Consider the following 12404-nt stretch of genomic DNA (forward strand, 5'->3'; position numbering starts at 1 on the left):
CCAAAGCGCAGGATTACACCAAGCGTCGCCACCGATATAGAATCCATCCGCTGCGGAAATGACGGATTATTGCTCAAACCACGCTCTCGGCCGCCACCACTCGCCACCGCGTCGGTACCAGGGGCCCTGATTGCGCTCGGCAGTCACTTTCAATCCCGCTGCGGTGGGCTCGACCAGGATCGCCCCTTGCAGGCCGGTGACCCACTGGCGGGCATCCCGATAGCGGGCCACCACATCGGGACGGGGAAAGCCCCATTGGTTCATAAAACCGGCGCTGTGGATCACCTCCTGCGCCGCCACCGCCGCGACAAACGGGGGCGTGGAGGAGGTGCGACTGCCATGGTGTGGGCTCACCAACAAGGTGCTGGCCAACCCCTCCCCCGCCAGCGCCACCAGTCGCTGCTCGGCCTGCCGCTCGATATCGGCACTGAGCAACACGCTGCGCTGCCCATCGCTGATACGCACCACGCAGCCATCATTATTGTGCCCGCCACCGGGGCGCTCAGGCCAGAGCACCGTAAACGCGAGCCCTTGCCAGCGCCACTGTTGCCCACGCTGGCAAAGGGTGGTTCCCTTGCTAAAGGGGTAAGAGGAGAGCTCGTGGCGAACCGGCATGGCGCTGAGCAGTCGCTTGCGATTGCCGGCATGGTCCCGATCCTTGTGGCTGATAATAAGGCGATCGATCACCCGGATCCCCAGATGGCTCAGCTGGGGCAGGATCACCGCGTCCGCCATGTTGTAGCCACCGGGATAACGATCGCCGGTGTCATAGAGGATGGCACGCTCCCCATTGCTGATCAGCACCGCCAGCCCCTGCCCCACATCCAGCACCCGCAGTTGCCAGCGGGCAGGAGTTGGCCAGAGCGCCAGCAACAGCGCACATAGACCCGGTAGCAACAGCCAGCGTGCCGGGCGCCACCGCGAGGCGAACCAGAGCAGCAACAGCAGGGTGCAAAGCGGCAGCCACCAACCGGGCAGTGGCCACCACAGTTGCAGTTGATCGGCAAGCCAATTCAGGATCGTCAGCACCCAACCAAGCCCCAGATCCGCCAGCCAGAACAGGCCATAGGCGAGCGAGGTGGAGAGCGGCGCCAACAGCACACCGATCAGCGCCAGCGGAATGATAGCGATACAAAAGAGCGGCACCGCCAGCAAGTTGATCACCATGGCAAGGGGCGCTATCCCCTCGAACAACGCCAGCTGCAGCGGCAGCAGACCGAGCAGCAGCCAGAGCTGGATCTGCCACAGCCCCGGCTTGTCGTGGACATACCCCACCAGCAGCAGGATGGCCACCGCCAGAAACGAGAGCCAGAAACCGGCCGAATAGAGGGCAAAGGGATCCCAGAGGGTCAATACCACAAAGGCCCACAGCCAGATGCGCCAGGCAGGCCACTCTCGCCGGCTCCAGCGCAGCACACTCCACACCAGCACCATGATTAGGGCCCGCTCGGTGGCCACCGCAAATCCCGCCAATGCGCTGTAGACGGCGGCAAACAGCAGGGAGGTGATAATGGCGCCGCGCAGGCCAAACAGCCTGCCCAACCACCACCCGAGCACCGCCACCAGCGCGATGTGCTGCCCTGAAATCGCGATGATGTGAGTCAGGCCGCTGCCGCGAAACAGCTCCCACTGGGCATCCGTGATGCCGCTCTGCTCGCCAAAGGTGAGGGCGGCCAACAAGGGAGCATGATCAAGCGGGCGCCAACTCCCGGTCGCCTCGCCCAACCAGCGTTCGCGCCACCCCGCAGGTGCCTGTTGAATGTCGATCACCCGGCGCAAATTGCCGGTGGCGGTGATCCCCTTGCCCAGCAGCAGACGCCGCCCATCCAGCCCCGCCTCGTTGGCCAGACCGTGAGCCGGTTTCAACGAGGTCACCAGCGCGATCCGGCTGCCCACTGTCATGGCGGGCAATGCCTGATAGGCATTGACCCGGATCAGGGGCTCAGGTGTCACCGGTTGCTCGTCAAGGGTGCTCACCCGCAGCAACAGCCGGACAAATTTATCCCCCTCGGGCTCTGCACTTTGCAGCTGTGCGGTTATCATGTGGCTCGTCTGATCGCCCAATCGCTCCAGCCAGGCCAGTCGATAGGCAAGATTGGCCTGCATCCAGAGGATGCCGAGCAGGAGAAACAGCCACCGCCAGGCACGGCAATATGCAAGGGGGATCAGCAGGGACAGCAACAGGCCCCCCCATGCGAGTGAAGGTAACCATGGCCAGAGCAGTGAGGAGCTTGCCCCAAGGGCAAACGACAACAGACGCAGATCCATGGAGCAAGTATTTAGCAAGGTTTCAATATGCCCAAACGACTCATTAAACGCTGGATGCCCGATCAGCAAACCCTGAAAGAACACAAGCACTTGCGGCTGTTCGGCAAACTGCTGCTCGATGCAAACCTCTGGCACCTCAACCGCCGCTCGGCAGCCGGAGCATTTGCGGTGGGCCTCTTCATGGCCTGGGTGCCGCTCCCCTGCCAGATGCTGCTGGCCGCCGGTGGCGCCATCCTGTGCCGGGTCAATCTGCCGCTCTCGGTGGCGCTGGTCTGGCTCTCCAATCCCTTTACCATGCCGCCCCTGCTCTATGGCGCCTATCTGGTGGGTTGCCAGCTGCTGGGACATTCGGCGCAGCAGATTGAGATTGAGTTCACCTGGGAGTGGCTGGTCTCGGTACTGGGAACTGTCGCGCCGCCGCTGTTGCTGGGCTCGCTGATCCTGGCCCTTCTGAGTTCCCTCATCGGCTACACCCTGATCCGCACCTTCTGGCGGATCAGCACGGTGCGCCAGTGGCAAAAACGCAAGATGGCCCGCGCATGCTGAGTCGCTGGTTTGCCCGCTTCAAGCTCGATCCCGACACCCTGCGCCAGCAGAAGTGGTTTGCCCTGTTTGGTGAGCGACTGCTTGCCCCGGCCCTCTGGCAAGGGGGTACTCGCGCCCTGAGCGGCGCGGTAGCGGCCGGGATCTTCGCCTGCTGGTTCCCCATTCCGATGCACTCGCTCATCGCGGTCGGGCTGGCGCTGGCATTCAGCCTCAACCTACCGCTGGCGCTGCTGGCAGTCTGGTTCAACAATCCGCTGACCCTGCCATTCATGTATCTCTACGCCTATCGCACCGGCTGTCTGGTGTTGCACCAGACGCCGGAGCCTTTCCACCTTACCTGGACCCTCCACTGGCTGGAGCAGGAAGCGGCGACCCTGGTGCCTCCCTTCCTGCTCGGCAGCCTGCTGCTGGCGGTGCTCACAGCCCTGAGCGGCGGTGCCCTGACCGCGCTGCTGCTGCAACTGCGCAAACAGTGGCAAGACGCCCGCCACCGCTGAGCCGCCCTTCCCCTTGTTTGGCGATCAGCCGTTGGCGATCAAAAAAGCCCGTCACCTTGGTGACGGGCTTTTTCATTGCATAGTGCCGCATAGTGCCAGAGCGCAAGGCGATGCGATTACAGCACCTTGGCGATGGCCTCGCACAGAGGATCGATGTTGGCGCGGGTGATCCCGGCCACGCTGATCCGGCCGGAGCCGACGATGTAGATGGCAAACTCGCTCTTGAGCTGTTCAACCTGATCCTTGGAGAGACCGGAGAAGGAGAACATGCCGTTCTGCTCGCGGATAAAGCTGAAATCCTGGCTCACGCCGAGGGCAGCCAGCTTCTCTACCAGCAGTTCGCGCATCTCGCGAATACGCACCCGCATGGCAGCCACTTCTTCGACCCACTCGGCATAGAGAGCCGGATCGCTCACCACGGCGGTGACCACAGCGGCGCCGTGTGACGGCGGGTTGGAGTAGTTGGCACGGATCACGGTCTTGACCTGGGTAAAGGCCACATCGGCGATCTCTTTGGTCGCGCTGACCAGAGTGAACGCTCCGACCCGCTCGTTGTAAAGACCGAAGTTCTTGGAGAAGGAGCTAGCCACCAGCAGCTCGTCATGGCACTCGGCGAAGATACGCAGACCTTCGGCATCCTCTTCGATACCACGGGCAAAACCCTGATAGGCGAAGTCAAACAGCGGCAACCAGCCGGCGGCAGCACTCTGCTTGGCCAGGGCACGCCACTGTTCGGCTGTGGGATCGATACCGGTCGGGTTGTGGCAGCAGCCGTGCAGCAGCACCAGCTCACCCGGCTGCACTTCGGCCAGCGAAGCCTGCATGGCGGCAAAGTCGAGACCCTTGGTGGCTGCGTCGTAGTACTTGTACCACTTGACGGTCAGGCCCGCGGCCTGGAATACGCTAACGTGGTTGGCCCAGGTGGGATCGGAGATCCAGATGGTCTTGGCCAGACCGTTGCGCACCACGAATTCGGCCGCGATACGCAGGGCACCGGTACCGCCCGGCGCTTGAGCGGTCTTGGCGCGGCCGCTGGCAACCAGCGCAGAATGCTGCCCGAACAGCAGTTGCTGCACGATGCGGCCATATTCGATATTGCCTTCAATACCGAGGTAGTTCTTGCTCTTCTCGTCGGTCAGCAGCTTCTGCTCGGCTTTCTTGACGCAATGAAGAATGGGGGTGGCACCGGACTCGTCCTTGTAGATCCCTACGCCCAGATTGATCTTGTGGCTGCGAGAGTCAGCGCGGAAGGCTTCGGTCAGGCCCAGGATCGGATCCGCTGGGGCGGCAACAACCTTTTCAAACATGGTATTCCCTGTATTCCGTTGAGTTCGTTGGGTGGCAAAGCGGCTTGATAAACAAAAGCGCTCATCTGGCGAGCGCTTCGTCAACTCTTTATATCACCGCGTTCAATGAGGGAAAACCGCTTTTTGGCTCGCTTTCAGGCCAATTTCAACCAACGGCATGCCACGCTGGCGCCAGCGCGCACACCTCGGCCGACAAGCAACCATTGGACTCAACCAAACCGCTACAAACTGCTAACAATGACTTGGGGATCCTGCTCGGTTCCCAGGGCCGAGCCTCAGTCAAAGGTTGGGTATACGCGCTGAGGATCGGGGCCAGATCACGGGGCAACCACCAGCTGGCCGGACGACCCAGCCGCTGGGCCAGCGCCTGCAGTCGATCCACCCCAGCAGGGTCGAGGGCTGTGAGATGGCTCCACAGCACATTGGGGGGCAAGGCGGCCACTACCTGCTGCAAGGCAAGAGGAGCCGATGGGGGGGCCCACACCAGCAAGGTACCCGTATCAAGGGGCAGTTCGGCAAAGGCGCCGACGCTGTCGGTGGTGATCACCCGCTCGATATTCCCCTCCCCCCACAGGATCTTGCCAAGACCCGCCAGAGTGCGCTCGGGCAGGGCCACCTCCCCCAGTGCCTGCAACCAGGGGGCAGCATCGAGCAGGGTGCCACCGCTGAAAAAGAGGCTGAACGGCTGGGCTGCGCGCAAGCGCAACAGCTGATCGGCACAGAGCCGGATCCCCTTGTCCTCAAAATCGATCTGCTCGTTGGGGGTAAAGTTCACCTCTGACTTGCGATAGAGCGCCGCCAGCACCCGCTCGTTGACCTGCTCACCCAATTGCCAACCCTGAGCATGCAACCACTCCTCGGGCTCGGGGGGGGCGGTGGCGATCTCGACCAGCATAAGCTCGCGGGTGAGATAGCGCCGTCCGGCCGGGGTGAGCTCATAGCTGTGGCTGCCATGGGCGAGCAACAGCTGGTTATCCTTGAGCAGGCCCACCAGCGGTTGCCATTGGCGGCCACGGATCACCACAGGCGAGTGGCTCAGCAACTGCTGCGCCAGCGCCCGCCATTCGGGGTGACTAAAGTCGATCAATTACAATCCATCCCTGTCAGTGCTCAATCGGATAAACAGCCTGAAAAGGTACCGTTACCGGCCGATGACGCCAAGCCTCCCGCACCAATTACGTGACCTTGCTCCCTGCAATTTTCCCCAAACGGAAGAGCCCACCGTGGGGTGGGCTCTTCCTTGGATAACACTCGACGCTTATTCGACGTTGAGGCGCAGCTCGGCGTCGTGCCAACCCAGTGGCAGGGTCAGCAGCTGATCGATCAGCTCCCGGCGATCGGATTTCTCCAGATAGGCGAGATAGAGCGGACGGCTCAGCGGCTGGCCCCCCTCCACCAGATGGAGCGCCCCTTTCTCGAGGAAGGGGCTGACCATCCGCCGTGGCAGGTAGGCTGCACCACCGTTGGCCAACACGAATTGCAACGCCATGCTGGCGGAGCTGGAGTGCAGCACTGGAGTCTTTTGCAGGCTCTGCAAGCGGCTGGGTTGCGGCTCGAAGCTGGTGCCCCAATCGAGGTGGATGTGCGGCATCTGCATCAGGTTGTCGGCATTGGCGGCCGGATCCCGGCTCACCAGCTCGAACACCAGCTCACCGATGGGATGCAGGGCGATCTCGTCGATCTTGGTGGGCTCGGAGAGCAGGGCCAGATCGAGGGAGCGCTCCAGCAACTGGCGGCAGAGGTGTTCGCGGGAAGCTGTTTCCAGCCGTACCGCCAAACCGGGCGCCAGCGCGTAGATGTGATTGAGCCAGTCGTTGAAATCGAGCTCCCAGAACACCGCAGGCGCGCCGATGGCCAACTGCTGGCTGAATCCCGGCGAGAGCGCCACATCCTGCTTGGCACGACCGAGGGTGTGCAAGATAGCGTCTGCATAGGGCAGCAGACGCTCACCGGAGGCGGTCAGGCGGATATTGTTGCGATGACGGGCAAACAGACTGACACCCAGTTGCTGCTCTAGCTGGCGGATCCGGAAACTCACCGCCGACTGGGTCAGGTAGAGATTTTCAGCAGCCCGGCCAAAGTGCCGGGTCTTGCTGACCTCGATAAAGGTCCGAAGCAGCTCGGTATCCATTAATCGATGGACTCGTCACTGCCACCACCGCTGCCACCACCGACATCAAAGCTGGCACCACCGCTGCTCTCTTCGCTGGCACCGCCAACGACGGTGCAGAGGCGATGAACGCGCTTGGGACCGATCACCTTGAGGTATTTGAACCACACCTTGGCATGGGGGTTGGCACCGGCCGCGCCGGATTTGACCTGCTCGACGAAGGCGGACTCGACATCGTCACGGGGAGTCAGATTGCCCTGATAGAGAGCCAGCATGGCGGTACCATACTTTTCCAGACTGTCCGCTTCGGCCACAGTGAATTCACCACTGCGACGCAGGCCACGGGGAAAATGTTTGAAGTCGTTGAAACGCTTGTCTGATTCGAAGCTCATAGTGCTCTTTTTCTGGTTAGTTTGACCTTTGCGGGCAAGTATCATCAGGCCATCGCCGAGTGCAAAATCAATTTTCTCACTATCTTAATAAATATCTTTTATCGAAGTCACTTTGCCCCATAGCTGGCGCCGATTTTGTGGCAGAGCACACAAAAATCGTTGATAAATAATAAACTTATGTAAACGTACAGCCCGATTTCACGTCATATCCCGGGCAATTCAGGTAAAAATAAAGCGCCGAACGGCGCTTTATTTGTCACATCAGATGAACCAGCTGAACCCTGGGTTCAAACATGCTTACTCAATCATGGCCGGTTGGGCCAGGTTGTCGGCACGCCACAGGCGGTAGCGCACTTCATACTCCTGCGGCACGTAGATAACGAACGGCAGCTTGGAGTTGTAGTTCACGAAGAAGCCCTGACCGTAGATCTGGACGAAGGTCTCTTTCTGCTGAGCATCCGGGCAAGCCATCAGGGTGGTGATGGGGTCGGAGACCTTGCCCAGTTGCAGATAGTTGTAGCCCCAGCCCTTGACGCTGTGCTGTTCCAGGTTGCCGGCAAAACGCGGTACGTTGCAGTCAACCATCATCTTTTTACCGACCTGCAGCTCGACCATCATGTCGGATTCTTTCTCGACTTCTGGCAGGCGGATCACCACACGTTCCTGATTCACGTCAGCGGCTGGGAACATGCTGATATCAAATTTTTTCGGCTCGGCGGCGAAGGCATGGCCACCCAACAACAAGGCGCCCAGCAGGCTAAAACGCAATACGGCTTTCATCTGTACCTCATGGGGTTGGTTCAACGCCGCTAGACTAACCGCTCCGCCGATTTCATGCCAGCGATCTGCTACGTAAAAAGTGCGTAAAATGATGCAGATCCGGCACACCATGACGTGATCTGGCTATTTTCTGACAGGGCGCACACTCCCGTTGCGGGAACCTCCAACAAAAAGCGAGGCCAACTGGCCTCGCTACACATTCAAATGACACCACTTCGCTATTTAGCCGCCCCTTCATGGGCCTTGATCACGGCTACCGCCTTATCGGGGAAGTCGCTGAACACCCCGTCCACATCGGCCTGATAGAGGAAGATGTTGAGCAGATCGGTGAAGTCCTTGGCATAAGCCGGGATCTGCCCCTCATCCTGACGGAAGGTATAAGGATGCACCTTGAGACCCGCCGCGTGGGCCTCTTTCACCATGCCGGTGAAGACCGGCTTGCCCAGGGTGCCCGGCTCGGTGACGATCATCGGCTTCCACGGGCCAATTCCTTCGGCATAGCTGGCGATGGTTTTCATCGCCCCCGGCTGGTACATCCAGTCATAGTTGTAGGGGGTCGCCTTGCCCTTGGCGTCGTAGACCATGGTCTCGTTCCAGTCGGTCTCGGCCATCAACTGCACCAGTTTCAGATCCATCCCTAAGGCAGGCATCAGCTCGCTGTTGATGCGCTTGAGTTCATCGGCATCGAAGCACTGCAGATAGACCTTGTCATCCTTCTCTGTGTAGCCGTACTCCTTGAGCACCTTCAGCACCGCCTTGGAGATATCCTTGCCTTCGTGGCGGAACAGCCAGGGAGCTTTGATCTCCGGGTAGATCCCGATGTTTTTGCCGGTGCTCTTGTTGAGCCCCTGGATCATCTCGATCTCCTCCTGGAAGGTGTGGATCTTGAAGTTCGACTTCCAGAGCGGGAAGCGGGCCGGATAGACCGGTACTTGCTTGCCATCCACCAGCTGGAACGGCTCGGTCATGCGCAGGGAGCGCACTTCATCCAGGGTGAAATCCACCACATAGTAACGGCCGTCCGGGCGGGCACGACCGGGGAAACGCTCGGCCACATCGGTGATGCCATCGAGGAAGTGATCGTGCATCACCACCAGCTGGTCATCCTTGGTCATTACCAGATCCTGCTCCAGATAGTCAGCCCCCATGCCATAGGCCAGCGCCTTGGACTCCAGAGTATGCTCGGGCAGGTAACCGGAGGCGCCACGGTGGGCAATCACCACCTTGCCTTCATCGGCAGCAAACACAGGTAATGAGAGGGATGCCCCAAGGCTCAGGGCGATGAGGGAAACGGCGAGTTTTTTCATAGGTGAGGCTCTTTATTATTGTGTGTAGGTAATTGTTCTATCTGAGGTTTGTTGCATATTTACGGTAGAACGCGGTGGGCAGCAGCGCACTGCCCACCGTCACACATCAGCTCGCCTTGCGCAGAGCGTGATGATATTGGTCGAGCCAGATGTGCAGCATCTGCTGCTCTGACTCGTTCAGGCGCAGCCCCAGCTTGCTGCGGCGCCAGAGGATATCGTCCAGTGAACAGGCCCACTCCCGCTCGATGAGATAGCGCACTTCCGACTCGTAGAGACCGCCACCGAAGTGAATGCCGCGATCCTCTTTCAGCCAGAGACGGGCATGGGCGCCATAGGCCTCGGCAATGCGCAGGGCGCTGCGATCGTTGAGCCAGTCAAACTCCAGCGCAAAGGCGCGGGCCAGCTCGCGCACCGAGCAGTCGAACTCGCCACCGGGCAGCCGGCTGGTCGCCGTCCAGTCATCCCCCATCTGGCTGAACCAGGGCTTGAGCTTGTTGCAGGCGGCCTGCGCCAGCTTGCGATAGGTGGTGAGCTTGCCGCCAAATACCGAGAGCAGCGGCGCACCGTCGGATTCACCCGACAGTTCAAGGGTGTAGTCGCGGGTCACCGCCTGCGGTGAATCGGATTCGTCATCGCAAAGCGGACGCACCCCGGCATAGGTCCAGATCACATCTTTCGGGGCGATCTGGCGAGTAAAGTGGGCGTTGACCACCTTGCACAGATAATTGATCTCGGCCTCGCTGATCTTGGCCTCGCGCGGGCTGCCGTGGTGCTCCACGTCGGTGGTGCCGATCAGCGAATAGTCCTGCTGATAAGGGATGACGAAGACGATGCGGTTGTCCTCGTTTTGCAGGATATAGGCCTCTTCGCGCTCATGGATGCGCGGCACTATCATGTGGCTGCCTTTAATAAGGCGAATGCCACGAGGGGATTTCTCGTTCAGGCTCTCGTCATAGAAGGTCTTGACCCAGGGGCCCGCCGCATTGACCAGACCACGGCAGGTGACGGTGAACTGCTCGCCCCCTTCCCGCTCCAGCGTGAGCGTCCAGTGTTTGGATCCGCGCACCGCCTTGATGCAGCCGGTGCGGGTCTGCACATCGGCGCCCTTGTCACGGGCCATCATGGCGTTGAGCACCACCAGCCGGGCGTCGTCAACCCAGGCATCGGAATATTCAAACCCCTTGTTGATCCCTGTGGTCAAGCCATCTTGCGGCAGGAAGCGCACGCCGCAGCTCCCCTTGAGCTTGTCGCGCTTGGCCAGATTGTCATACAGGAACAGGCCTGCGCGGATCATCCAGGCCGGACGCAAATGCGGGCGGTGTGGCAGGCGAAAACGCATCGGACGGGCGATGTGAGGCGCCATACCGAGCAGCACCTCCCGCTCCGCCAGCGCCTCTTTCACCAGCCGGAATTCATAATGTTCGAGATAGCGCAAACCGCCGTGGATCAGCTTGCTGGAGTTGGAGGAGGTGGCAGAGGCGAGATCTTGCGCCTCAAACAGGGCAACTTTCAGACCCCGTCCTGCCGCATCGGCTGCGATGCCGACCCCGTTGATGCCGCCACCGACGACGACCAGATCATAATGTTCGCTCATGTTCACCTACTTTCATTTTTATGATTGCTATAACAGCAATGTTTGATTTCGCTCATTTTAGAACATGAAAATACAACAAACGAACATTTTATGGCGAAAGTGTGATCGCCACAGCCCGCCAGAGGGGGCAAAAGTGGTACAGCAGGTGAGCGACAGAGATCAGGCTAAAACTGGCGAGTGAATAGCCAAAACAGCCAGGTTAGAGAGTTATTTTGGCAATACCCATAAAGGGGTGAAATGAACGAAAAAATGGGGGCAGGAAAAGAAAGGAGGCCGCCCAAACGGGCGACCGGCACAGCCTTGGCCTCTTCAGCCGTCAGCAGATGTGGCAGGCGATCTGGTGTTGCGCCATCAATCGCGTCAGCTTTTCCGGTGGCTCCTGATCGGTAAAGAGGGCGTGGATCTGGTTGAGATTGCCCAGATTGACCATGGCATTGCGACCGAACTTGGTGTGATCGGCGGCCAGGAACACCTGACGGGAGTGAGCGATGATGGCCTGGGCGATCTTCACCTCGTGATAGTCGAAATCGAGCAGGGAGCCGTCGTTGTCGATCCCCGAAATCCCGATGACGCCATAGTCCATGCGAAACTGACCGATAAAGTCGCGGGTCGCCTCCCCCACGATGCCGCCATCGCGGTTGCGGATCTCGCCACCGGCGATGATGACGGTGAAGTCATCCTTGGCCGTCAGGATGCTGGCCACGTTGAGGTTGTTGGTGACGATGCGCAGCTCGCGGTGATCGAGCAGGGCGCGGGCAATCGCCTCGGTGGTTGTACCTATGTCGATAAAGAGCGATGAACCGTCGGGAATATTGGCCGCCACCTCGCGGGCGATGCGCTCTTTCTCCTTGAGTTGCATCACTTTACGGGCGCTGTAGGCGGTATTGACGGTACTCGAATGCAGGGAGGCACCGCCATGATGGCGCCGGATCTTGTTCTGTTCGGCGAGATCGTTCAGATCCCGGCGAATGGTCTGGGGGCTGACGTCAAAGTGGGTCACCAGATCGTCGGTCGAGACAAATCCCTGCCGCGTCAGGACGTCCAGGATCTCCAGATGTCGTTGGGTTTGCTTCACGCTTGCACTCCGATGATGAAACGAAAAAAGGCCCCGGCAGATGCGGGGCCTTTTGGCAGTTTACCTGATCCCCTTTGGGATCAATAAGCTGACGATCACGTTTTATGCCTTATTGGCAGCCGCTTTCTTGGCTGCAACGGCAATGTTCTCGTGTTTGAGGGTCATCGCCAGCAGGATGATGGAGAGCACGCACGATACGGTCAGCACCATGAAGCCGCCATCCCAACCGAAGTGGTCAACGGTATAACCCAGCATGGCGTTGGCTGCCACGGCGCCGCCCAGATAACCGAACAGACCGGTGAAACCTGCCGCAGTACCGGCTGCTTTCTTCGGTGCCAGCTCAAGAGCATAGAGGCCGATCAGCATGACAGGGCCGTAGATCAGGAAGCCGATAGCCACCAGTGCCATCATGTCGACGGTCGGGTTGCCGGCCGGGTTGAACCAGTAAACCCTTAGAGATCCCCTCATTTTTAGAGACTCAAATAATTCCAAGTGTGCGGCTATATAAACGGTGTTGCTTCAGGTAGT

At 59.9% G+C, this 12404-nt stretch carries 11 protein-coding genes and 1 pseudogene; 2 read left to right on the forward strand and 10 right to left on the reverse strand.

Annotation, left to right across the window (positions count from 1 at the left end; all coding sequences use genetic code 11):
• Positions 1–66: 66 nt before the first annotated feature.
• Positions 67–2268 carry a DNA internalization-related competence protein ComEC/Rec2 gene (locus OKC40_RS17690; protein ID WP_234601440.1) on the reverse strand — a complete coding sequence of 734 codons (2202 nt, stop codon included), beginning with the start codon at positions 2266–2268 and terminating at the stop codon, positions 67–69.
• Between the two features lie 27 nt (positions 2269–2295).
• On the opposite strand from OKC40_RS17690, the gene OKC40_RS17695 reads away from it, so the two are divergent.
• On the forward strand, positions 2296–2814 hold the full coding sequence (locus tag OKC40_RS17695; protein WP_182969279.1) for a DUF2062 domain-containing protein: 519 nt from the start codon (positions 2296–2298) through the stop codon (positions 2812–2814).
• Positions 2808–3311: a DUF2062 domain-containing protein gene (locus OKC40_RS17700; RefSeq protein ID WP_234601468.1), complete on the forward strand. Its 504-nt coding sequence runs from the start codon at positions 2808–2810 to the stop codon at positions 3309–3311. Before OKC40_RS17695 ends, OKC40_RS17700 begins: the two co-directional genes overlap by 7 nt.
• Positions 3312–3427: 116 nt before the next feature.
• On the opposite strand, the gene OKC40_RS17705 is transcribed toward OKC40_RS17700, so the two are convergent.
• From OKC40_RS17705 to glpT, 9 genes and pseudogenes are all read right to left on the reverse strand, one after another.
• Positions 3428–4618 (reverse strand): amino acid aminotransferase, encoded by a 1191-nt coding sequence (locus OKC40_RS17705; RefSeq protein WP_234601442.1) that lies wholly within the window; start codon positions 4616–4618, stop codon positions 3428–3430.
• Positions 4619–4763: 145 nt separating this feature from the next.
• Positions 4764–5705: a hypothetical protein gene (locus OKC40_RS17710; protein WP_234601443.1), complete on the reverse strand. Its 942-nt coding sequence runs from the start codon at positions 5703–5705 to the stop codon at positions 4764–4766.
• Positions 5706–5876: 171 nt separating this feature from the next.
• Complete coding sequence (gene hdfR / locus OKC40_RS17715; RefSeq protein WP_005337525.1) at positions 5877–6749, reverse strand: HTH-type transcriptional regulator HdfR; 873 nt, start codon at positions 6747–6749, stop codon at positions 5877–5879.
• Entirely contained in the window at positions 6749–7120 is a 372-nt protein-coding gene (gene maoP, locus OKC40_RS17720; protein ID WP_042656085.1) for a DUF413 domain-containing protein, read from the reverse strand. Before maoP ends, hdfR begins: the two co-directional genes overlap by 1 nt.
• A gap of 297 nt (positions 7121–7417) precedes the next feature.
• Positions 7418–7900: a serine protease inhibitor ecotin gene (eco, locus tag OKC40_RS17725; RefSeq protein WP_042656084.1), complete on the reverse strand. Its 483-nt coding sequence runs from the start codon at positions 7898–7900 to the stop codon at positions 7418–7420.
• A 218-nt stretch (positions 7901–8118) separates the two neighbouring features.
• Positions 8119–9207 carry a glycerophosphodiester phosphodiesterase gene (gene glpQ, locus OKC40_RS17730; protein ID WP_234601444.1) on the reverse strand — a complete coding sequence of 363 codons (1089 nt, stop codon included), beginning with the start codon at positions 9205–9207 and terminating at the stop codon, positions 8119–8121.
• A 106-nt stretch (positions 9208–9313) separates the two neighbouring features.
• Positions 9314–10801, reverse strand: coding sequence for a glycerol-3-phosphate dehydrogenase (glpD, locus tag OKC40_RS17735; RefSeq protein ID WP_234601445.1), 1488 nt, complete (start codon positions 10799–10801; stop codon positions 9314–9316).
• A gap of 316 nt (positions 10802–11117) precedes the next feature.
• The gene (locus OKC40_RS17740; protein ID WP_042012039.1) at positions 11118–11876 is read right to left on the reverse strand and encodes a DeoR/GlpR family transcriptional regulator; all 759 of its coding nucleotides are present in this window, start codon (positions 11874–11876) and stop codon (positions 11118–11120) included.
• 102 nt (positions 11877–11978) lie between these two features.
• A pseudogene (gene glpT, locus OKC40_RS17745) lies at positions 11979–12335 on the reverse strand (glycerol-3-phosphate transporter); the annotation flags it as partial.
• Positions 12336–12404 lie beyond the last annotated feature (69 nt).

The sequence above is a fragment of the Aeromonas sp. QDB11 genome (assembly GCF_027705265.1).
Taxonomy (GTDB): Bacteria; Pseudomonadota; Gammaproteobacteria; order Enterobacterales; family Aeromonadaceae; genus Aeromonas; species Aeromonas allosaccharophila.

What these genes read in the sequence shown, in the direction of transcription:
- hdfR (WP_005337525.1), bottom strand. Translation starts at nt 6,749, where the DNA reads ATGGATACCGAGCTGCTTCGGACCTTTATCGAGGTCAGCAAGACCCGG.
- OKC40_RS17700 (WP_234601468.1), top strand. Translation starts at nt 2,808, where the DNA reads ATGCTGAGTCGCTGGTTTGCCCGCTTCAAGCTCGATCCCGACACCCTG.
- OKC40_RS17690 (WP_234601440.1), bottom strand. Translation starts at nt 2,268, where the DNA reads ATGGATCTGCGTCTGTTGTCGTTTGCCCTTGGGGCAAGCTCCTCACTG.
- glpQ (WP_234601444.1), bottom strand. Translation starts at nt 9,207, where the DNA reads ATGAAAAAACTCGCCGTTTCCCTCATCGCCCTGAGCCTTGGGGCATCC.
- OKC40_RS17705 (WP_234601442.1), bottom strand. Translation starts at nt 4,618, where the DNA reads ATGTTTGAAAAGGTTGTTGCCGCCCCAGCGGATCCGATCCTGGGCCTG.
- eco (WP_042656084.1), bottom strand. Translation starts at nt 7,900, where the DNA reads ATGAAAGCCGTATTGCGTTTTAGCCTGCTGGGCGCCTTGTTGTTGGGT.
- glpD (WP_234601445.1), bottom strand. Translation starts at nt 10,801, where the DNA reads ATGAGCGAACATTATGATCTGGTCGTCGTCGGTGGCGGCATCAACGGG.
- OKC40_RS17695 (WP_182969279.1), top strand. Translation starts at nt 2,296, where the DNA reads ATGCCCAAACGACTCATTAAACGCTGGATGCCCGATCAGCAAACCCTG.
- maoP (WP_042656085.1), bottom strand. Translation starts at nt 7,120, where the DNA reads ATGAGCTTCGAATCAGACAAGCGTTTCAACGACTTCAAACATTTTCCC.